Origin of the sequence: Acinetobacter amyesii, assembly GCF_002018365.1 — a bacterium.
GTDB classification, from domain to species: Bacteria; Pseudomonadota; Gammaproteobacteria; order Pseudomonadales; family Moraxellaceae; genus Acinetobacter; species Acinetobacter amyesii.
In genome coordinates, this window is the sequence record NZ_MVKX01000002.1 from 266,019 (window position 1) to 288,794 (window position 22,776).

General features: G+C 42.1%; 20 protein-coding genes. 5 read left to right on the plus strand and 15 right to left on the minus strand.

Annotated elements, in window-relative coordinates:
* Nucleotides 1-15: 15 nt before the first annotated feature.
* The 3 genes from nrdR to glnK all read right to left on the minus strand — a co-directional run bounded on the left by nrdR (nt 16) and on the right by glnK (nt 2,404).
* Nucleotides 16-474, minus strand: a complete 459-nt coding sequence (gene nrdR / locus B1202_RS04915; RefSeq protein ID WP_067763170.1) for a transcriptional regulator NrdR — start codon at nt 472-474, stop codon at nt 16-18.
* Nucleotides 475-612: 138 nt separating this feature from the next.
* Complete coding sequence (locus B1202_RS04920) at nt 613-2,004, minus strand: ammonium transporter (protein ID WP_078189464.1); 1,392 nt, start codon at nt 2,002-2,004, stop codon at nt 613-615.
* Nucleotides 2,005-2,065: 61 nt separating this feature from the next.
* Complete coding sequence (gene glnK / locus B1202_RS04925; protein ID WP_067763174.1) at nt 2,066-2,404, minus strand: P-II family nitrogen regulator; 339 nt, start codon at nt 2,402-2,404, stop codon at nt 2,066-2,068.
* Nucleotides 2,405-2,683: 279 nt separating this feature from the next.
* Between glnK and B1202_RS04930 the strand changes: the two genes are divergently transcribed.
* Both B1202_RS04930 and B1202_RS04935 read left to right on the plus strand, forming a co-directional pair.
* Nucleotides 2,684-2,911, plus strand: a complete 228-nt coding sequence (locus B1202_RS04930; RefSeq protein ID WP_078189551.1) for an accessory factor UbiK family protein — start codon at nt 2,684-2,686, stop codon at nt 2,909-2,911.
* A gap of 66 nt (nt 2,912-2,977) precedes the next feature.
* Nucleotides 2,978-4,468 (plus strand): YifB family Mg chelatase-like AAA ATPase, encoded by a 1,491-nt coding sequence (locus tag B1202_RS04935; RefSeq protein ID WP_078189465.1) that lies wholly within the window; start codon nt 2,978-2,980, stop codon nt 4,466-4,468.
* A gap of 43 nt (nt 4,469-4,511) precedes the next feature.
* Here the strand turns inward: B1202_RS04935 and B1202_RS04940 are convergent, their stop codons facing one another.
* Complete coding sequence (locus B1202_RS04940; protein WP_078189466.1) at nt 4,512-5,243, minus strand: TorF family putative porin; 732 nt, start codon at nt 5,241-5,243, stop codon at nt 4,512-4,514.
* Between the two features lie 396 nt (nt 5,244-5,639).
* Nucleotides 5,640-6,425 carry a TorF family putative porin gene (locus tag B1202_RS04945; protein WP_078189467.1) on the minus strand — a complete coding sequence of 262 codons (786 nt, stop codon included), beginning with the start codon at nt 6,423-6,425 and terminating at the stop codon, nt 5,640-5,642.
* A 715-nt stretch (nt 6,426-7,140) separates the two neighbouring features.
* Between B1202_RS04945 and B1202_RS04950 the strand changes: the two genes are divergently transcribed.
* Nucleotides 7,141-8,436 carry an OprD family outer membrane porin gene (locus B1202_RS04950; RefSeq protein ID WP_078189468.1) on the plus strand — a complete coding sequence of 432 codons (1,296 nt, stop codon included), beginning with the start codon at nt 7,141-7,143 and terminating at the stop codon, nt 8,434-8,436.
* A 103-nt stretch (nt 8,437-8,539) separates the two neighbouring features.
* Here the strand turns inward: B1202_RS04950 and ppa are convergent, their stop codons facing one another.
* Together ppa and B1202_RS04960 are read right to left on the minus strand one after the other, a co-directional pair.
* Nucleotides 8,540-9,076, minus strand: a complete 537-nt coding sequence (ppa, locus tag B1202_RS04955; RefSeq protein WP_078189469.1) for an inorganic diphosphatase — start codon at nt 9,074-9,076, stop codon at nt 8,540-8,542.
* 115 nt (nt 9,077-9,191) lie between these two features.
* On the minus strand, nt 9,192-9,590 hold the full coding sequence (locus tag B1202_RS04960) for an MAPEG family protein (protein WP_078189470.1): 399 nt from the start codon (nt 9,588-9,590) through the stop codon (nt 9,192-9,194).
* 107 nt (nt 9,591-9,697) lie between these two features.
* On the opposite strand from B1202_RS04960, the gene B1202_RS04965 reads away from it, so the two are divergent.
* Nucleotides 9,698-10,087 carry a hypothetical protein gene (locus B1202_RS04965; RefSeq protein ID WP_078189471.1) on the plus strand — a complete coding sequence of 130 codons (390 nt, stop codon included), beginning with the start codon at nt 9,698-9,700 and terminating at the stop codon, nt 10,085-10,087.
* Between the two features lie 57 nt (nt 10,088-10,144).
* On the opposite strand, the gene B1202_RS04970 is transcribed toward B1202_RS04965, so the two are convergent.
* From B1202_RS04970 to B1202_RS04995, 6 genes are all read right to left on the minus strand, one after another.
* Nucleotides 10,145-11,824 (minus strand): long-chain-fatty-acid--CoA ligase, encoded by a 1,680-nt coding sequence (locus tag B1202_RS04970; RefSeq protein WP_078189472.1) that lies wholly within the window; start codon nt 11,822-11,824, stop codon nt 10,145-10,147.
* 149 nt (nt 11,825-11,973) lie between these two features.
* Nucleotides 11,974-14,193: a DNA topoisomerase IV subunit A gene (parC, locus tag B1202_RS04975; RefSeq protein WP_078189473.1), complete on the minus strand. Its 2,220-nt coding sequence runs from the start codon at nt 14,191-14,193 to the stop codon at nt 11,974-11,976.
* Between the two features lie 163 nt (nt 14,194-14,356).
* A complete protein-coding gene (locus B1202_RS04980; RefSeq protein ID WP_078189474.1) occupies nt 14,357-15,676 on the minus strand; it encodes an MFS transporter in 1,320 nt (439 codons plus the stop codon).
* A gap of 144 nt (nt 15,677-15,820) precedes the next feature.
* Nucleotides 15,821-16,465: a trimeric intracellular cation channel family protein gene (locus tag B1202_RS04985; RefSeq protein ID WP_078189475.1), complete on the minus strand. Its 645-nt coding sequence runs from the start codon at nt 16,463-16,465 to the stop codon at nt 15,821-15,823.
* 59 nt (nt 16,466-16,524) lie between these two features.
* Entirely contained in the window at nt 16,525-16,992 is a 468-nt protein-coding gene (locus tag B1202_RS04990; protein ID WP_078189476.1) for a YchJ family protein, read from the minus strand.
* A gap of 129 nt (nt 16,993-17,121) precedes the next feature.
* Nucleotides 17,122-18,693, minus strand: coding sequence for a TerC family protein (locus tag B1202_RS04995; RefSeq protein ID WP_078189477.1), 1,572 nt, complete (start codon nt 18,691-18,693; stop codon nt 17,122-17,124).
* 320 nt (nt 18,694-19,013) lie between these two features.
* Between B1202_RS04995 and B1202_RS05000 the strand changes: the two genes are divergently transcribed.
* Nucleotides 19,014-19,634: a TIGR00730 family Rossman fold protein gene (locus B1202_RS05000; RefSeq protein ID WP_078189478.1), complete on the plus strand. Its 621-nt coding sequence runs from the start codon at nt 19,014-19,016 to the stop codon at nt 19,632-19,634.
* 85 nt (nt 19,635-19,719) lie between these two features.
* On the opposite strand, the gene B1202_RS05005 is transcribed toward B1202_RS05000, so the two are convergent.
* Together B1202_RS05005 and B1202_RS05010 are read right to left on the minus strand one after the other, a co-directional pair.
* Nucleotides 19,720-20,685, minus strand: coding sequence for a hypothetical protein (locus B1202_RS05005; RefSeq protein WP_078189479.1), 966 nt, complete (start codon nt 20,683-20,685; stop codon nt 19,720-19,722).
* A 157-nt stretch (nt 20,686-20,842) separates the two neighbouring features.
* Nucleotides 20,843-22,747, minus strand: a complete 1,905-nt coding sequence (locus tag B1202_RS05010; RefSeq protein WP_078189480.1) for a choice-of-anchor I family protein — start codon at nt 22,745-22,747, stop codon at nt 20,843-20,845.
* Between the last annotated feature and the right edge of the window lie 29 nt (nt 22,748-22,776).

Sequence of the window (22,776 nt, forward strand, 5' to 3'; positions counted from 1 at the left end):
GGAGGCAGATGTGCATTAGTGCTCACGCTGCTGCATTTGTTCAATTTGACGACGAAAAGCTTCTACATCTTGGAAGTCTTGATACACAGAAGCAAAACGTACATAAGCCACATGATCTAAAGCAAACAATGACTGCATGACAATTTCACCAATGGTGCGTGATTTCACATCACGTTCACCCAAACGGCGAATTTGCAATTGAATATCACTGAGTACTGTTTCAATTTGCTCTTGCGTTACTGGACGCTTTTGCAAGGCATGCATCAACGAGCGGCGGAGCTTGGCTTCATCAAAAGGTTCGCTCTTTGAATCAGACTTGATGACACGCGGCATCACCACTTCATAGCTTTCAAAAGTTGTAAAACGTTCACCGCAACTAATACATTCACGGCGGCGGCGTATCTGACAGCCTTCAGCAGCAAGACGTGAGTCAATCACTTTACTGTCTTCAGCGTTGCAAAATGGACAATGCATAGCGGTTAAATTGAACAAATCCGAATGGATTTAGAGTGTAGCAAAAATTTTGAAATTTGTAGAGCTTTACGCTAGATATGGAAAAAAAACAGCCCTTTCGGGCTGTTTTACACAATATATTGATTTACTGTGATCTTATTATTCTACACGTTCACCATGTTGACTTAAGTCTAGACCCATACGTTCGTCATCAGCTTCAACACGGATGCCAATCACTAGATCAATCACTTTCAAGATAATGAATGTCATTACTGCTGAGTAAGCAATAGTCGCTAGTACACCTTCGACTTGAACCCATAATTGATGCATTAAGTTGCTCGGTGCTTTATCACCCATGATGAATTCGCTAGCAAAGAATGCTGTAAGGATCGCACCGACGATACCACCGACACCATGTAGACCAAACGCATCCAAAGAGTCATCCGCTTTCAACGCACGTTTCAGCGCGGTAATACCCCAGAAGCAAACCACACCACCGATCAGACCCATCGCTAAAGCGCCGCCAACAGTTACGAAACCTGCCGCAGGTGTAATCACCACAAGACCTGCTACCGCACCAGAAGCACCGCCCAAGACAGACGCTTTACCACGAACCACTTTTTCAGTAATTAACCATGCTACTGCTGCTGCCGCTGCTGCAACTTGTGTTACCACCAATGCATAACCAGCGGAACCATTTGCACCCAGTGCAGAACCACCGTTGAAACCGAACCAACCTACCCATACAAGGCTTGCACCAATGACGGTTAACGTTAGGTTATGTGGCGCCATTGATTCACGGCCAAGCCCCATACGTTTACCAAGCATGTACGCTGCAACGAGACCCGCAACACCTGAGTTGATGTGAACAACCGTACCACCCGCAAAATCAAGCGCACCGTCATTACCTAACCAACCACCGCCCCATACCCAGTGGGTAATTGGTGCATAAACCACGACGCTCCAAATTGCGATGAACGCAACGAAAGCACCGAATTTCATACGTTCTGCAATCGAGCCGCTAATAATGGCAACGGTAATGATGGCAAATGTCATTTGGAAAATAACAAAAAGAATCTCTGGAATCGTACCAGACAAGGCTTCTGTGGTGATGCCCGACAACATAAATTTGTCTAAGCTACCGATAAAGGCATTACCTTCACCAAAAGCTAAAGTATAACCCACAATCACCCACGTTAAGCTCACGACACCTGCCGCAACGAAACTGTGTGCCATGGTGCTGAGTACATTTTTCTTACGGACCATACCGCCGTAAAATAATGCTAAACCGGGAATTGTCATGAGTAAAACAAGTGCAGTGGACACTAAAATCCATGCTGTATCACCTGTATCGAGCTTAGGCTCTTCTTCTGCAGGTGCTGGCGCTGCTTCAACTGGAACTGCAGCTTCTGTTGTATTTAGCGTTGTTGTATTTGCAGTATCAACTACTGTGACTTCTTCTGTAGGTGCTGTTGCGCTTTCTTCAGCCCACGCAACAGAACCACCTAAAAGTGCACTGGACAAGCCGAGTGCAATTAGCATCTTTTTCATTCGTATCCCCCGACCTGATTTTCTGAGTTATTAGCTACTCAGCAAACTTCATGCCAATTTTTTAAACGGCATCTGCACCTGTTTCACCAGTACGGATACGGATGACTTGTTCCAGATTGCTTACAAAAATTTTACCGTCGCCAATTTTTCCTGTGCTTGCAACACGAGTAATTGATTCAATTACGGTATCGACCATTTCATCACTGATTGCGATTTCGATTTTTACTTTTGGTAAGAAATCAACCACATATTCAGCACCACGATAAAGTTCAGTGTGACCTTTCTGGCGACCGAAGCCTTTAACTTCAGTGACAGTGATCCCTTGAACACCATTTTCAGAGAGTGCTTCACGCACGTCATCTAATTTAAAAGGTTTTACAATTGCAGTTACGAGCTTCATGTTTTGTTTTCCTTCGGCTTATTTCACCTGTAAGGTTTTATGTTCAATTTTCATGCCAATATGACTACAGTCGGGGGGAAAATAGTCAGCCCAGCATGAGATTTCTTTATAACCTATTTTATACGGATAATCTTGCGTATGCTTATAAAAATAGACGTTTTTACTAGAAGAATTACGATTTTACTGATCGATTAAACGCATATTTAAATGAAAGCACTATGGTCATGAATGTGGCAATGTTAAACTGCTGCCACCAATTCACTGAGGATGGTCAAAACAATGATTGAAACCTTATTACAAGCGATATTAGAACAAATCGATCAGCCGAAAAAAGACGTCGAACATAACCTGCGTAGCTTACTTAACGAAGCTGTGAGCAAAATGGATCTCGTGTCGAAAGAAGAAATCGAACGCCAACGTACTGCACTGAATAATGCCAATTTACGTTTAAATGAATTACTAAAACACGTCGAAGAACTCGAACAAAAAATTCAGAACAAAAAATAAGCACCTTTTTAGTGCAACAAAAGACGCATAACGATTAAAAATAATGCACCATAACGGAACAATAATATGTCTTTTGCCAAAATCTATACTCGGGGTTTGCTCGGCTTAAATGCACCCCAAATTGAAGTTGAAGTTCATGTCAGCCAAGGCCTGCCTTCATTGACCATTGTGGGCTTACCTGAGGCTGCCGTCCGTGAAAGTAAAGACCGTGTCCGCTCCGCAATTATTAATAGTGGCTTTCAGTTCCCAACCAAACGTCTGACCATTAATCTTGCACCCGCAGATTTACCCAAAGATGGTTCACGTTTAGATCTGGCCATTGCTTTAGGGATTCTGATCGCGTCGGGACAACTTCCTGAAAATGCAGCAGATGGCTTTGAATTTATTGGAGAATTGGCACTTGATGGTTATTTACGACCTGTCAGTGGCATCTTAAGTATAGCCATTGCCTGTCAGCATATCGGGCATCATCTGATTCTACCGGCACTCAATGCCGATGAAGCGGCGCAACTGCCGGAGTTCCAAGTCTTTCCTGCGCAGCATCTTAAGGATGTGTGTGAACATTTAAGCCGTTCAGCCTTAATCAGCAGCCATCCTTCGACATCGGCAGCCAATCAACACAGTTACCCCTTTGATTTATCTGATGTGAAAGGCCAACTCAGACCACGTCGTGCTTTAGAAATTGCTGCTGCAGGCGGTCATTCCCTACTATTTCGTGGCCCTCCGGGCACAGGGAAAACCCTACTCGCCTCACGTTTGGCCAGCATTCTTCCGCCCTTAGATATGCAAGAAAATTTGCAAGTCGCGAGTATTTATTCCATTGCAGGTGCAAATCATCATTTTGGGCAGCGTCCATTTCGTGCGCCGCACCATACTGCATCTGCGATCGCCCTCGTCGGTGGCGGATCAAATCCTAAGCCGGGTGAAATCACCTTGGCACATTTAGGGGTTTTATTTTTAGATGAGCTGCCTGAATTTGATCGAAAGGTGTTGGAGGTATTACGGCAACCACTCGAATCCAAAGAAATTGTGATTTCACGGGCTTCTCGTCAAATCACCTTCCCCGCAAATTTTCAATTGATCGCGGCAATGAATCCTTGCCCATGTGGCTATGCCTTTAATCAAGACAGCCGCTGTCAATGTAGTGCTGAAAGTATTAAACGCTATCAAAACCGTATTTCAGGTCCATTATTAGATCGTATTGACTTACATATAGATGTCCCGCCACTAGCAGCACATGAATTACAAAGTTCGCAAGAGGTTGAAAGCTCAAGTACGGTTAGGCAACGTGTCATTCAAGCTTATGCGTTACAAATAGAGCGTCAGCAAAAATCCAATATGGCACTCACGCCGACGCAATTGGAGCAACAAGCGGTTTTGGATGCTACTGCGCAGAATATTTTACAGTTAGCCCAGCAACGAATGAATTTATCGGCGCGTGCTTATCATCGGGTATTACGTGTGGCCAGAACCATTGCTGACTTGGCTCAAAGTGAACACATTCAAGCTCAACACGTTTCTGAAGCACTGTCCTATCGAAGCCAACTCAATGCTTAAAAAAATGGCGACCCTAGGTCGCCATTTTTAATGCTTTTTAACATTAAAATTCGTATTTCAAGCCAAATACGACTTTATTCTTTTGTTTTTCATCCAGACGGTCATAACCACCCACGATATAATCCATATTTACGCTCGCACCGGTGTCACCCAATGGATGGCTTAAGCCCGCTGTAAAATGACGGAAGCCAAAGTCTTCAGTGGTTTCTACAAATTCGTCATCATCACCATATGCATATAGGCCCAATGAAGTATTTAGGGTGAAATCTTTTGGCAATGCATAGCTATAGCTACCTAAGATATACGTATCACCCTTGTTACCCCAAGTCGTATTTTGCGTTAAGGTTTGCGCAGTTACGCTAAAGTCTTTGTAGTTCAATCCTAAGAGTGTTTCGAAACCATCGGAATCAACATCCGATTCATAGTAGTAATAATACGTACCACCGACGGTATAACCTAAATCTTCAGTAATTTTGCCGTTATAACCCGCATAAAAGTCATGTTCAAAAGAATCACGCCCTTCTTCACAAAGTGCATAATCTAAAGTTGAACCCCAGTAACCTGCATAGAAGCCTGACGCATGGCTATAGTCCAAACCACCTTGAATAGTTGCGCCGCTATTTTCAGGCACATTGGTAATACCACGTAAATTATAGCTAGACAGTACGCCGATATTTCCGGATACAGAATGCTCAGAAGCAGGTGCTTCAGCAAAAGTAAACGTCGATGCTGCTCCTAGTACAGCGATTGATAAAGCTTTAAGTGCAAATTTCATGGTTTGTTCCCCCACATCGTGCGACGACGTATTTTTTGGTTATTTCGTTGAACTCAATGAGGTATTAGCAAGCGCTGTGCCATGTTTAAAAATAAGCGCATATTTTTTTTATAAAAGCCACCATTTTGGCTTATCAAAAACCAATATATTACTGTTTTTATTTATTATTTTTTAATTATCCTATTTAACCTTTTTTCTCTAAATTTTTTTTTAGAATGCAGATTGTTAACGATTCAGATTATTTAAATCTTCGGGTTGATAGTTGTAACAGGATTTTAAAAATGCGCTTTTTTGAGTATATTTTTTCAACACCGATCTCAAAAATGCATAAAAAAAGTGCACAATCACCATTATGCACTTTCAAGAATATGACCGAATACGATCAACTCGTTAATGTTAGAAAGAATAGGTCAATCCAACCACAACGTTATCGTCTAATTGCTCGCCTTCACGATCTTTACCGCCCCATACATAATCAGCAGCAATTTCAAACCCAGTATCTGCAATCGGTTTACTCAAGCCTAAACGTGCTTCAGTGAACACCACATCTTCTGTAGTTGTTAATAGGCTGTCATCACGACTGTCATTAAAAACAGAAACACCAAGCGATGAATTTAATGAAACATCATAAGGTAATGCATAGCTATAAGTAGCATTCAGATATACATCACCTGCGTTGCCATAATTAACATCAGACAACAATACAGCCATGCTTGCAGTTAAATCTTTATAACTTATGTCCTGAATAAATTCGACGCCCGTTGTGCGACGCTTTTCAGAGCGGTCATCGTTATAAACTGAACCGCCACCTTGATAGACATAGGCCATCACTTGTGACTTATAGCTCCAATCTTCATTCAGTTCACGTCCATATCCAACATAGAAATCATGTTCAAAACCATGTGACTGACTGTCGTCCGTAGGGTCATAGTTGAGTGTAGAACCCCAATAGCCCGCGAACAGCCCACTGTTGTGTGCATATTCAAGTCCGGCTTGTAATGCAGCTTGATCATTTTCTTCACTCGCACGGTACACATATTTGTTTACCACGCCCAAACTTCCAGACCAATTCCCTTGTGCAGTTGTGGTTTGTTCAGTTTGTTCAGTTTGTTCTGCAAATGCAGGGACTGTACCTAGGGTCACTAAAATACTTAAAATTGCTTTTTTATAAAATTGAATCATGTTTAGTCCCCACATCGGATCGATCGTGGATTGGGTTGAGTAAAATTTAGCGCCGATTTTAATCGATTTTACCGCACTGTATAGCCCCTTTTTTCTTATTTTGATCAATTAAATCATTTAAAAACAAAGCTAAGATTATATAAAACAGTAAAAACTAAGCTTTTGATTCATAAAATATCTTTTATCTTGTTCTAGTCTTTAACAATGATTTAATGCATTCATTTATATGTATTTATCACGATTAATATCATCTTTTATTGAGCTAGAATTTAAGGAAAACATTTCTGACGACTTCGCTAAAAGTCATTCTCTATTTATAAAAAACACGCCAACGGTGCTTAGTGTGCCTGAACATTGATGCCATGCACCTCAGCAGTTTTTATACTTTTTGATCAAAATACGAATTTAGATTCAGCACAATTTGTCGCGAAGAGTGATGATAAATCAGCAAGTTAAATGAAAGTTTTTACCATTTTTTATATTTTTTTATGATAAGCAATGAATAAACTTCTCTTTAGATTAATATATATTCAATTTAAATAAACTATTTGTTAAACAACAATAACATACGAAACATTTGCTTATTACAGATTGACCGATGATCTGAATGTTTTCTAACTTTAGTGTAATAAGCGCATTAAAAATAGTGATTTTTTTAAGAAAAAATATACAATCGCACTACATATTAACCAAATTTGCATGAGGCTCTCTCCCAATGCTTAAAGCTCAACAACTAACACTTGCAGTATTAGTAAACGCTGCTCTTATTTCTACTGCTTTTGCTAGCGAACAAAGCGAATCTAAAGGCTTTGTGGAAGATGCCGAAGGCTCTGTATTGTTCCGTACAGGTTACATCAAACGCGATAAACAAGATGTAAATCGCGGTGACGATACAAGTTCTTTTGCGCAATCAGCAATTGTGAAATTAGAGTCAGGCTTCACTCAAGGTGTTGTTGGCTTTGGTGCCAATGTTGTAGGCGATGGTTCATTTAAAATCGGTGAAAATAAACATGCTGGTAATGGCATGATTCCACAACATAACGACGGCTCAGCGTATGATCACTGGGCACGTGGTGGCGCAAGTGTTAAAGCTCGAGTATCAAATACTACTGTTGAATACGGTACCCAAGTTCTTGATATTCCAGTGCTTGCATCTAATACAGCACGTATGGTACCTGAATACTTCACAGGCGTTTTAGCGACAAGTCATGAAATTGAAAATCTAGAAGTTATTGCTGGTAAATTCACTAAAAACCAATATTCAGACCAAATTAATTCTGACGGTAACGATCTAGATCGTGCTGTGGTTTGGGGTGCAAAATATAAGTTTAACGACCAACTTAATGCATCTTACTATGGCTTAGATAGCAAAAATGCGTTGGATCGTCATTACATTAATGCTAATTACACTATTCCGTTAGCTGAAAAACGCTCTTTAAATTTAGACTTTAGTGGTTATCACACAGAATGGGACAAAGCAGCTTCAACCTATTCTTCATCACTTGGTGATACAAATGTAGATGGCCGAAGCAACAATCTATGGTCATTGGCAGGTACATTAAATCAAGGCGCTCACTCAGTCATGCTGGCTTACCAACAAAACACAGGTAATACAGGTTATGACTATGGTAGCAATGCTGACGGTGCGCAATCTATTTATGTAGCCAACTCTTACCTTTCTGACTTTATTGGTAACCATGAGAAATCGGCACAAGTTCAATACAACTTAAACTTTGCTGATTACGGCGTGCCAGGTTTAAATTGGACGACTGCTTATGTATACGGTTGGGATATCAAAACTATTAAAAATGGTGTAGAGACATCAGACGATGCTAAAGAAAGCGAATTCTTTAACCAAGTGAAATATACTGTTCAATCAGGTTTTGCTAAAGATGCCAGCCTTCGTTTACGTTATTCACACTACCGTGCAGACCAAGCATACAATGACGTATATATGGCTGACACCAATGAATTACGCGTATTCTTAGACATCCCTGTGAAATTATTTTAATTTCGCAGCTACTCTAAGATAGCGAAAAAAAACCTGCACACTGTGCAGGTTTTTTTTATGAGCATCGTTTTCATATAACAACGATGCTCAGCTTAAAACAATATTATTTGTTTGCAGCTTTGTAAGCTTCAATTGAGCTAAGTACTTCTTGTTTCGCAACATCTGCACCTTCCCAACCACTTAACTTAACCCATTTACCAGGCTCTAAGTCTTTGTAATGTTGGAAGAAATGTTCAATTTGATTGATCAATAATGCAGGAAGATCGGTATATTCTTGAACATCTTTATAAAGCGGAGTCAATTTGTCGTGTGGAACCGCAACGAGTTTTGCGTCAACACCACCGTCATCTTCCATGTTCAATTTACCAACAGGACGGCAACGAATTACAGAACCTGGTTCTACTGGATGTGGAGTTACCACAAGTACGTCTAGTGGGTCACCATCCAAAGATAATGTATTTGGAACATAACCATAGTTCGCTGGGTAGAACATTGCAGTACCCATGAAACGGTCTACAAATAACGCATCAGAATCTTTATCGATTTCGTATTTGATTGGTGCTGCATTTGCAGGAATTTCAATAATGACATAGATGTCGTTTGGTGCATCTTTACCCGCTGGGATATTGCTGTAGCTCATAGCATCACTCTTTAAACAAAGTTAAATCTTTTAATCCGGCACAATTATAACGGTTTTATCGCTTTTTTTGTGATTTTAGCGATCATGCTGATAATTTAATCATCAAGCAGAACATTTAGCTTAATTTAATGACCAATAACATCAGACAAATTGGGCATAACATCGACAAGGTCCAAATAATTGAACGTAAAGTTGCCCAATTGGCTAAATAACATAGCCCATAAATAACGCGTAAAACGAGATAGGCAATCCCAAAGGTCATGATGTATTGCTGATGAATCACCATATATTCGGCCATTAAAATAGCCGCAATAAATAAAGGTAAACTTTCAAAACTATTTTGCTGCACTGCATGTGCACGGCTCGCCAATCCTGTAGAGCGCGCTAAAACTTCACGTGGATTTTGATTATCACTCGACTTAAAACCTGCAGCTCGCTTCGCAATAAATGTAAATACATATGGCAGTAAACAAGCGGCCAAAATGAGATAGATGATCCCACTGATGCTGTGCATGTGTTTTTTCTCAGGAAGATTTTATGGCTGCTATAATACCATGGCATTTCGTGAATAATTTTTGTTAAATATAGTGTTTTTATAATCGGCAGATGAAAGGATCCTCTATGAGCACTTCTGATCAAGATCAATTATTTGAAGTTCTTGAAGAGCAAAAACGCCATCAGCTTCGCGTCGATCGTGTCTTAAAAATCGTCATTCCAGTGACTGCATTTTTACTTGCTGTGATCTGCGCCAACTTAAATGTCTGGTCGACTGTTTTCAGCTTTGTCATCATGTGGATTGCATTCTATGCAGTTTCCATCAAGCAACTTCCCCTTTGGCATTGGGTCATTGTCATTGCACTATATTGTTTAGTCGACAATATTTTAACCTATGGCAGCTATAACCAATCCGGCTTTAGTCGTCAGTTCGGCGCGATGTTTATTTTCTTAGGTGTTTTTGGTGTAGGACGTCGCTACTTTGATCGCTGGTCGATGAATAAAGGTAAGCTTTAATGAGCTAAATTTAAAGCGATAAAAAAGCGCCCGAAGGCGCTTTTTTTATGCAACGTATTATGCGGTTTTACGCAAATCTTTACGTAGAATTTTACCGACGTTCGATTTTGGCAATTCATCCATAAATTCAACATAACGTGGGCGTTTATAGCCAGTTAAGTTTTCTTTTGCGAATGCCAAAACTTCTTCAGTCGTTAAAGATGGATCTTTTTTCACAACGAATAATTTAGGTACTTCACCTGATTTTTCATCAGGAACACCAATCGCAGCAACTTCTAGCACTTTTGGATGTTTTGCAACAACTTCTTCAATTTCAGAAGGATAAACGTTGAAACCAGACACCAAAATCATGTCTTTTTTACGGTCTACAATCTTCACATAGCCGCGTGGATCCATGACACCAATGTCACCAGTACGGAAGAAGCCGTCCGCCGTCATTACTTTGGCAGTTTCATCTGGACGGTTCCAATAGCCTTTCATGACTTGAGGACCACGAATCGAAATTTCACCTTGCTCACCTTGAGCAACTTCATTGCCATCATCATCTAAAATAGCAACTTCAGTCAGTGGCAATGGAATACCAATCGTACCGCTGAATTCCATTGATGCTGGAGGGTTTGCGGTTGCAACAGGTGAAGTTTCTGATAAACCATAACCTTCGATAATATTGGTACCGGTAACTTTCTTCCACGCTTCTGCAGTCGAAGGAAGTACTGCCATACCACCACCCATCGCCATTTTTAGCTTGCTGTGGTCAAGTTGCTTGAACTCTTCATTGTTCACCAAAGCATTAAACAAAGTGTTCACTGCTGGGAAGAATGAAGGTTGGTATTTACGTAATTCTTTCATTACCGCAGGTAAATCGCGCGGGTTAGGAATCAATACGTTCGCCTGACCTTTGTACATACCGTAAAGTGCACACACCATAAATGCAAAGATGTGATACAGCGGTAATGCACAGAAGATACGATCATCTGGCTGACCATCTTGCTGACCAAATTTACTTTGGAAAATACCATCACACTGCAACATGTTTGACACAAGGTTACGATGTGTCAATTCTGCGCCTTTAGATACGCCAGTTGTACCACCAGTATATTGAAGTACTGCAGTATCACTTAGAGTTAAGTTTGGACGTTTGTAATTGTTTGCACTCACTTTAGACATTGCTGCATTAAAGCGAATATGACCTGGAATGTTCCAAGCTGGAATTTGTTTACGCACTGAACGTAATACAAAGTTAACCAATGTACCTTTCAGTGTACCGAGCATGTCACCCACAGATGCCACGATCACATGTTTTACTGGGGTTTTACCAATAATCGCTTGGTAAACAGATGCAAAGTTTTCAATGATAACCAATGCCTCTGAACCAGAGTCATTTAATTGATGTTCAAGCTCACGAGAGGTATACAATGGATTCACGTTGACCAATACCAGTCCAGCACGGAATACACCTAATGCAACAACAGGATATTGAAGAACGTTAGGCATCATAACTGCAACGCGTGAACCTTGTGCCAAACCTAAACTTTGCAAATAGGTTGCAAATTTACGGCTTGCTTCATCAAGTTCTTTAAAAGTTAAGACTTTATCCATGAAGATAAAGGCATCTCTTGAGCCAAACTTCTGAAAATTACGCTCAAAAATATCGACCAATGAGGTATTTTCTGCGGGTAATTCTACAGTTTCTGGAATCCCTGTCTTTTGGTATTCAGCGAACCAAATCTTTTCCATAACGCCCAATTCTCCTGTCGTAATCCTTAATAATCCAACTGTTTTTTTTCAATATTAAGCGGTCATTATTTAACTTGTTTGTGCTTAATATTGCATCCATTTCACGAATAACAGCATATATAACGTATTTCGTTCCATGGATGCTAGTATTATCTTTGAATGAACAGTTTATTTGCTTTTTGATATCCACGTGGTAACAACACGCCTTTCGATGCACGTTTACCCACATATTTTTGCAGATCGTCGCCTTTAAGCTTTAATTGTTGATTTCCTGCAAGCACTTGAATTATTTCATCTAAATTCAAAGTTGTCATGGATACAATTTGATCTTTTGCCTCAAGTTGTATCAATTTATTACCTTTACCCTTATTCAATACTGGTAATTCATCAAGTTCAACCAACAGCAAACGACCCGCAGAACTGAGGAGTGCAAGATGTGTTGCATTCTCAATCGCCGTTAAATTCATGACCGCCGCGCCTTCAGATAAGGTAAGGAAGGCTTTACCTGCTTTTGCATTGGTATCGAGGTTTTTGGCTTGGGTTTTAAAGCCATAGCCTTTACTACTCATCGCCAAGACTTCTGTTTCATCTTCGGCAATAAACACTTGTTTAAAGCCGACACCACTTGCAGGTGCAAGTTTAGAACTCAGAGGCTCACCTAAACCACGCGCGGATGGCAAGGTATTGATGCCCAAAGCATAGCTTCGACCGGCATCATCTAATACATACACACGTTGATTCGATTTACCTTGGGCATGGCTGAGATATTGGTCACCTGCACGGAAATTTAAGTTCTCAGCATCGACTTCATGACCTTTCGCCGAGCGAATCCAACCCGCTTCAGACAACACCACAGTTACAGGATCTGCAGGAAGCATATCTTGTTCATTAATCGCATGGGCTTCTGCACGTTTCACAATTGGAGAACGGCGGTCATCACCAAATTTCTTCGCATCTTCTTTAAGTTCATTAATGATCAATGCTTTTAATGATTCAGGATTCGCCAATTGTTCACGAATAATGGCAGCTTTGGCTTCCAATTCTTCTTGTTCGCGGCGCATTTCCATTTCTTCAAGTTTTGCCAAATGACGTAACTTGAGTTCTAAAATCGCTTCGGCTTGAATTTCATCGATATTAAAATGCGTCATCAACACCGGTTTAGGCTGATCTTCTTCACGAATAATACGAATCACTTCATCAATATTCAGATAAGCAATGATCAAGCCTGCAAGTATATGTAACCGTTTTTCAATTTTATTCAGATGATAAGTCAAACGACGTGTTACGGTATTTTTACGGATTTCAATCCATTCCAACAAAATACGGCGGATCGATTTCACTTGCGGACGACCATCGGCGCCAATCATGTTCATATTGACACGATAGCTCGACTCTAGATCGGTGGTTGCAAATAGATGACTCATCACCGATTCAGCATCAATACGGTTTGAGCGCAGGACGATCACTAAACGTGTTGGGTTTTTATGATCTGACTCATCACGTAAGTCCGTGACCAATGGCAACTTCTTCGCCTGCATTTGATCTGCAATCTGCGTGATCACTTTCGAACCTGAAACCTGATACGGTAACTCCGTAATCACGATTTCATTTTTCTCAATGCTGTACACCGCACGAGTTCGATAACTACCGCGACCCGTGGTTTGAATTTTAAGTAATTCTTCTGGAGAAGTAATAATTTCCGCACGTGTCGGCAAATCAGGTGCAGGAATATATTCTGCGACTTTTTCATCGGTTAAATTAGGATTGCGAATTAAGGCGATGGTACCCTTCACCACTTCACGTAAGTTGTGCGGTGGAATATCGGTTGCCATACCCACTGCAATACCCGTTGTGCCGTTGAGTAAAATATTTGGAACACGTGCAGGTAAATTCACCGGCTCTTTCATCGAACCATCAAAGTTATCCTGCCAATCACAGGTTCCTTGTCCTAACTCTGACAGTAATAAATCACTATACGCAGACAATTTCGCTTCGGTATAACGCATCGCTGCGAAGGATTTCGGATCATCTGGTGAACCCCAGTTTCCCTGACCTTCAATAAATGGATAGCGATAACTAAACGGCTGCGCCATGAGGACCATGGCTTCATAACAAGCTGAGTCACCATGAGGATGGTATTTACCCAGTACATCACCAACCGTACGTGCAGATTTTTTTGGCTTACCCGTTGGCTTTAACCCAAGCTCGCTCATCGCATAGACGATACGACGCTGAACGGGTTTTAGACCATCACTGATATGTGGCAATGCACGATCCATAATCACGTACATGGCGTAGTTGAGATATGCTTGTTCGGTAAATTCTGCTACGGAACGGTTTTCTGTCGCATGATGCGCAAGGCTTGTCATAACAACCTGTAATCCTAAATTGTTCGTTCTTTATTGGGTTCTTATGCTATGTCGCAGGTGTCCCCTATACAAGGGGATGATCTAACACTCTGCGACAAATTGTGTCTTATGGCGTAAAAATATCCATTTTATTCACCATGATCAACTAAAAATTCAACAGTCTCTATAGACCAATGGATTCTAAAGTTTTGCCTTTGGTTTCCTCACCTAAAACCAAAATCACCACGGCAACGGCAATTAAGACTGCTGTAAACATCATAAAGACATAGCTAAAACCATGATCCATATCCATCATATGTGTCACAGCAAAAGGCGCGGCAATGCCCCCGATCCGACCAATGGCACCCGCCCAGCCCGAACCAAAGGCACGAATATTGGCCGGATATTGTTCTGGTGTATAGGTATAAAGTACGCCCCAAGCACCGAGATTAAAGAAGGACATTAAACAGCCCCAAATCACAATCTCTGTCACACTGCCAGACTGACCGAAGAAATATGCCGAAATGGCACACATCCCAATGAAGCCCGCCAACGTAGCTTTACGACCTAATTTTTCGACCAACCATGCAGCTGCAATATAACCCGGTAATTGTGCCAAAATCATGACCAAAACATATTCAAAGGATTGAACAATGGTGTAGCCTTCTTTGACCAATAAGCTTGGTAACCATGTAAAAATACCGTAATAAGAAAAGACGATACCGAACCAAATGAGCCACAGCATTAAAGTACGACGTGCAAAAATCCCTGACCACAACTGTGAAAAACTGATATTGTGCTTTTCTGCAACCGGTTTGACTTCAAAGATTTCAACAACTTCTACACCACATTTGGCTTCAATCTTTTTCACCAATGCATGTGCTTCATCAAAACGTCCACGGTTAATCAAATAAGGCACCGATTCAGGCACCATTTTCCAAATCACGATCGCATATAACGCAGGGATTCCGCCTATCAGGAACGCCGCATGCCAACCAAAATCAGGAATAATAAAGCGTGATACTAACGCCGCAACCAACCAGCCCAGTCCCCAAAAACTTTCTAGTAAGACAATAAAACGTCCTCGTACATGCGCTGGAATATATTCACTGACCAAAGTCACCGCGACTGGGAGTTGCCCCCCTAAACCTAAGCCGACAATAAAACGAAATACCAACAACCAAGTTAGATTAGGTGCAAACGCACATGCAGCGGTGGCTAAGCTATAAATCACCAATGTCCATGCAAACACTGTTTTTCGGCCGAAGCGGTCTGCTAGTCCACCAGAAAACACCGCACCAATCGCCATCCCAACAAAACCAATCGAGACCACCCAACTTTTATCATTTGGCGTCATGGCCCAATCTTCAGCCATTTTCGCTAAGATGAAGGAAATGAGCCCCGTATCCATGGCATCAAACATCCAGCCAAGGCCAATAACCCAAAGTAAAGTGTAGTGAAACTTACCGATGGGTAAGCGTTGTATACGTGAGACTAAGTCCATAACAAGATCTCTGAACTGGTGGAAGGATGAACACTGCTTTCCCAACAGGATGTATGATTTTGCGTTTTTTAGTATAGATCCATGCAAAAGACCGACCATTGATCCGTCTTTTTAGCATTTTAATGTCATGTTATAGCAACGCGGTTACGACAAATCTTTTGAAGATACTGACTGATCATCATCATCTTTATAAATAAATTTAGGCATTTCTAAGCCAAAGTAAATGGCGATCAGACGTAAGGTGAAACCGAAAATGAGCGTCGCAATGACGGTCAATTCTAGCGATAAGCCAATCTCAATACAGAGCCAATAACAAATCACGGACACAAAAGAAATACTGGCATAAAGTTCACGACGGAACACCAGCGGCACATCGTTACATAGAATATCTCGTAGAATACCGCCAGAGACCCCAGTTAACACCCCTGCTACCGCAGAAACGACAAAACCATGTCCCATTTCTAAAGCGATTTGACAGCCAATAATGGTAAAACCAATGAGACCAAGGGCATCGAGAACCAAGAAGATATTACGAAGATGACGCATCCACTTTGCAATCAGGATGGTGACAAATGCAGCAAAGCAGGTCAGCATGAGATATTCGGGATGCTTAACCCATGTCAGTGGATAGTGCCCAAGTAGCACATCACGAACCGAACCGCCCCCCAGTGCCGTGACACAGGCAATCAATGTTACCCCAAACCAGTCCATACTCCGCCGACCCGCAGACAATGCACCTGTCATTGCTTCTGCCGTGATTGCGATAATATAAATAACGGTAAGTAACATCGCCCTTCTTCCACTGAGGGTTGAGATGCGCGCTATTCTAAGCTAAATCTGCTCAAATGTTATAAAAATTGCGCACAACATTGTTTAAATTTTCGTCCAGAACCACAAATACATGGTTGCTTCATGGTGATTTGCATCTCTGTGGTCGGATCAAGGAAATACCAGCGCTGCTCGAACTTCACAAAGTGTGAAATTTCATGATGTACCTGCGCTTGCTGCCCATCGTGATAATGGGCTTTAAATTCAACTTGAGCATGGTTTTTATCGAGTTTTTCTTGGGCTTGTACCACCTCGAGCTTTAACCACTGATTGGCCTGACTCCACGCTGCAATGGCACTCACATCCAAGGCTTGCTGCTGTCCAAGCGCAGTTGTTTGTACAATATAATCAATCTCATGCTGTGCAAAAGCACTATAACGTGAACGCATCAACTGCTCTGCAGTCTGTGCATTTTCACGGCCCGCATGTAAGGGCTGACAACAGTTGGCATACTCACCTTTGCCACATGGACATTGGACTTGTGACATGTTTGTTTCCATAAAAATAGCCTGACAATGCAGGCTATTTTAACGGATCTTTCCACACAATTTTCATCAGCAGCATGTGAATCCATACTGATCTACATAGATTAAGCTGAATGTTCTCTTGGTATCCGCTTAATCTTCAGTTGGCATGGGAATGACATGCACTTTTTCAATCTTATGACCATCCATCGTGACCACTTCAAAAATGTGTTCATCCGCTTTGAATTTTTCACCATTGGCCGGTAAACGACCCAAATGGAATAAGATATATCCAGACAGTGTCGAATACTGTTCGGCATCATCCACCAAATCACGACCCAACAATAAAGACACATGACGAATGTCGGTTGAGCCATCGAGTAACAATGAACCATCATCGAGACTTTCTGCTGCCGTCTCAGGTTCATCTTCATCGGGGAACTCACCTGCAATCGCTTCTAAGACATCGATCGGTGTTGCAATCCCTTCAATTGAACCGTATTCGTTTAACACCAAGGCCATTTGCAACGGCGCTTGACGTAGCTGTTCCATCACCATCAAAACTTGTGCATTTTCATGCACCACCACAGGCTCACGGAGATGCTTTTTAAAATCGAGTACACCCGTTTCAATATAGTCATTCATGACTTTATGAGTCAGTACCGCACCCGCAATGTTGTCCAACTCGCCATGAGCCACAATCAAACGTGAATGCGTGGTACTGAGTAATTGAGCACGAATCGCCTCAGGCGCTTCGTCTAAGTCAATCCATTCCAGTTCAGGACGAGGTGTCATCACCGACTTCACAGGACGTTCAGATAAACCCAGTACCCCTTGTACCATGACACTATGGTAAACCCCGTTGTCTTCATCAAAGACTTCATCGGCAAAGGCACGTGTTGCAAGCACATCTTCATTTTCATTTTGATTGTCTGCAACATTTTTCCCACCGAGCATACGCATCACTGCTGAAGCAGTGCGATAACGTAAGTCTGTGGTTGTGACCATTTTTTCCTGATTATGACGCATGGTTTGGTTCAAGAACTCAATCAGGACGGAGAAACCAATGGCTGCGTATAAGTAGCCTTTTGGAATATGGAAACCAAAGCCTTCGACTAAGAGCGAGAAACCGATCATCATCAAGAAGCATAGGCACAGAATCACCACCGTTGGATGGCGGTTCACGAAGTTCATCAGTGGCTTAGACGCCCACAGCATAATGCCGACAGCAATAATGACCGCAATCATCATGACCGACAGGTGTTTCACCATCCCGACAGCGGTAATCACGCTATCCAGCGAGAATACGGCATCGAGCACCACAATCTGCACAATCACCATCCAAAACGTCGCATGCACAGGATTTTCTTCCTTGAGCATCGGCTTGTTTTCAAGACGTTCACGCAGTTCCATGGTGCCTTTAAACAGCAAGAACACCCCACCAAACAGTAAGATTAGGTCTCGACCGGAAAATGGGTGGTCGAAAATATGGAACAGTGGATTGGTTAGAGTCACCACCCATGCAATTGAGGCCAGTAAGACCAATCGCATACACAGTGCAAGCAATAAGCCGACAATCCGTGCGGTATTACGCTGTTCCGGCGGTAATTTTTCCGCAAGAATCGCAATAAAAACCAGGTTATCGATACCTAAAACAATCTCAAGCACCACCAGTGTCAATAAACCCACCCATGCAGAAGGATCAGACATCCATTCAAAGATCATGGTTGTATCTCCTGAATGTTATTCACACGTAGATCATGCTGATTTGAAGATGAAATGCATTGGACATGCGCAAACGCTTTTAATGGCGTTCTTTCTAATATTTTGATGTGTGCTGAGTGACAACAACCACTACCCATGACGGTTCTTTAGCTTGAAATGAAGTTTTAAGTATAGCAAGTTAAGGTAAAAATTCACCCTTTTTTACCAAAGTACAATCTCAGTATGGAAGAATTTAAACCCAGTGATGACATTAAATTGTCATATTTAGCTGCCAATGTAGTGTCATAAAAAATAACATGCTAAGGTAAAATTAAAACGTAATGAATAGCGGATTAAAAATGACAGAAAAACGTGGAAATCCTTCTCCTGCTACAACACAACCTTTAATCGCACTGTATTGCGGCTCCCGCTCTGGTAACAATCCAATTTATCAAGAAAAAGCCATCGCATTAGCGCAAGGCTTGGCTGAACATGGTTTTGGTCTGGTCTATGGTGGAGCCAGTATTGGCCTGATGGGTCAAGTCGCTGACGCTGTGGTCGAACATGGCGGCGAAGCCGTGGGTGTGATTCCTGAGTTTATGTTGGATTATGAAATTGCACATAATCATTTGACTGAATTACACGTCGTGCGCAGTATGCATGAGCGTAAAGCCATGATGGCAGAACGTGCAAGTGCCTTTGTTGCCCTGCCCGGTGGTCTCGGTACATTCGAAGAAATTCTAGAAATCGCCACTTGGGGACAGTTGAATCAACACCAAAAACCGATGATGCTTTATAACGTTAATGGCTTCTATGATGCACTAATTGCACAATTAGACCATGCGGTCGCTGAAGGTTTCTTGCCGCCGCAGCATCGTGCCAAACTGATCGTGTGTAATTCATCGAAGCAGATCTTTAGTGCACTGAAAAATTTAGATTGCCCGAAAAATTTCGTGGTCTAACTGTATTTTAGATGTCAAAAAGGGGAATAAATCATTCCCCTTTTTTATTGCTCGATGTCCTACTTCAAATCTATATCGTGCCGACTTAACCCGACACCACACGATAGAACCATGGCAAGGTTGTCGCTAAGAAAATACTCATCAATAAACCAAGCATCAATTTCATCGCATCTTTGCTGACATTTCGTGAAGTTCGATATTTATTCACTTCATGTAAATGCATGGACATGGCAAATTCACGTCCTGCGAGTAAACCCAAGAACACCCAAGTGGTACTCATTGGAATATTACTCCACTCTTTGAACACCAATAAAATCAAGGCATACATAAAGTCGATAATGGTTGCCGAGCGGATATCAGCCACACCCGTTTTGGTGTCGATAATGCCCTGAATCGCCCCACCACGTTGATACAAAATGATCCCAAGCAGTACGATAAACACCACAATTGCAAAAATCAGGAACTCCAGCGGCACCTGACGAGGGACGTAGACAAAAATATTGGCCAAATCCTGAATCAGCCACTGACTCCATAAAAATGCCGTCGAAACCCACTGTAGTCCCACCCAGATATTCGAAGGCGTTTCATCACGTGTTTTACTGAAATAAACCGAGATGCCTTTAATCACAAAACGATAAACAATAATCGCGACAACAAAAGCTACCGCATAACCCATCATGGACTTGGTTAACATCGAACCGAGACTACTCGGAGAGAAAATCGTCAACACTAAGAATGTGGTACTGACCGGGATTCCGTAGCGAGTCAAAATAATCAATAAGATCGGTGGCACAATATAGAGCCACGTGACCCCTTCTGCGGGAAATGGAATCGTTTCTAAACGACCATAAGATGCATCCCCCACGCCAGAACTGTACCAACCATAAACCAATACAATGGCTAAAATACTGCTGACATAGATCCACAACAGCCACCAAGGGCGATGCGCATTGGATGAAATAAAGGTTCCCAATGTCTGTGGCACATCATTACCGACAATAGAATAGGCCGCGAGACAGAAGCCTATGACCATCAGAATTTCGATTGTCATGAAAACAAAACACCTTTGCCATAAAGAAAAAGCCCTCCAATAAATGAAGGACTTGAGCGCATTATGACAGTTTATCTGGCGTTCATACAATTTCGCGCCTTGCTTTTCTCGTCACTAAAACAAAAACCTCAAATAAAACAAATGCTTTAAACTTTAATTATTTCAATTTAATCTGATAAACCGCCGTGCTACCGCTCACTTCATTTCCAACCACTAACAAAGGTTGAGCATTGGGCGAATCTTTGGCCGCAATAAAAATCAGACCTTCGGGCCCTAAATCACCCTGCTTAGTTATATCGGTTTGCGCAATATCCCGCGTATTAAAATACTGAACAAATTTCGCCTGTTGCGGCAGTGTGATGTCATACACCATGATCCCACTGGCCCGCTCTAGCCCGATAAAGGCATAGGTTTTTTGACCAATTTTACCCAGTGTGATGCCTTCAGGTTCAGGGCCTTTATTGTCACTGCGGTCATCAAATTTAAAGGCTTCATGATTACTATTAAATTGGGCTGGGAACAATTCAGCAATTTTGCGTTCAAACTCACTGCCCGAATCCCAAACAATTTTTCGACTGATTGGATCGAGGATGCTGAACGAGCGCCCACCATAGGTATACAGTTTGTCATAAACCAACTTACCATCGTCCAATACAGGTTTTCCGGCAGCATCACGTTTAAAACCTTGCGTCCAACTGATGGTTAAACGGCCAATCTGTGCATCTTTGATCAGGTTATCCGCACAAATTTCTGTCGGCGCTGTGGTGGTACAAGCTTTAAAGACCCTCGGGTCAAGTTTTGCACCAACGACACCAGGCACCAGATGTCGTAAATGAGCCGCATAATCCCCTTTTGCATCAAAGCCAGCTTTTTTAAACAGATGCTTAACTCGAATTTCTTCGGCATAGCCTTGGCTTAAATCATCGCCTGTAAAATACTGTGTTTCGTCTTTTAGCCATTCTCGGGCATCGCCTTCATTGGCAGTGACCAAATAACTTTTTCCATCCACTTGATAATGTGCAATGGCATCTGGCATATACATTCCATACAGCCCAGGCCATGCCTGAATATTGATCATCCCAGCATCTTTGGCACAGCTCTCGACCTGACGACCCACGCTGTCTGTCGCACCAATCACACAATCACGATCACTGCCATCAAGTGCATTTTCAGGCAAGCTGTGATCTTTATAACCCATCGGGAAGATATCGATAAATTCCGCTTTCACTAGATCGAGCACGGCAATCGCATTGTTCTCTTGTAAGCTCACCCACGCCGTTTGACCATCTTGGCTCACCGCGATGTACTCTGGCTCTAAGTCTTGAGCCACACTCGTGGTTTGTACACCTTGCGTATTCACATCGGCATACTGTGCGGTGTCGGGTCCAAAAATGCGAACGCCCGCATCAATTAGCTCTTGTTTTCGTGTATTCCACGCACGGAAATCCACCAATTTCGCCGTTGGCTTTTCAATCTGGCTAAGATCAATAATACTGACTGAACCTTCAGGGTCGACTGCATAACCTTCATTCGGTTCGCCTTCATTGGCAACCAATACTTTTTTGCCATCTGGGCTAAAGGTCAGCATGTCTGGCAAAGCCCCAACCTCGACCTGACTAATAAAACTTAAATCTTGTGCTTTAAAAAAGGCCACGATGCCCGGCTGCGTTTTATCGGCCGCTTGCACCGCGAGTGCCACGATGCCATTGTGTACAGCAATGCTATTCACCTCAGAGTCGGCCAAATATTTTTTAGCATCTAAAGATTGTAAATATGTAGGCTGTGCTGGCTGTTTCAAATCTAGTACATCAACCACACCAGCTTTGGCATTGACCACAAATACGCGCTGACTTTGGGCATCATAGACAGGAATTTCTGCTGCACTTGCGCCAAAAATACCCGATTCATAACGCCCAATCTGCTCCAACGCGATAGTGTTTGGCGTGACTTCTTCGATCACCGGAGGTGGTGTTTGCACTTGAGCATCATCATTGCTGTCATTACACGCCACTAGCCCCACAGACAACATGGCACACATCAGTGCCGAAATTTGTAGTTTCATGTTTTCATTCGTCTTTTATTAAAATATGA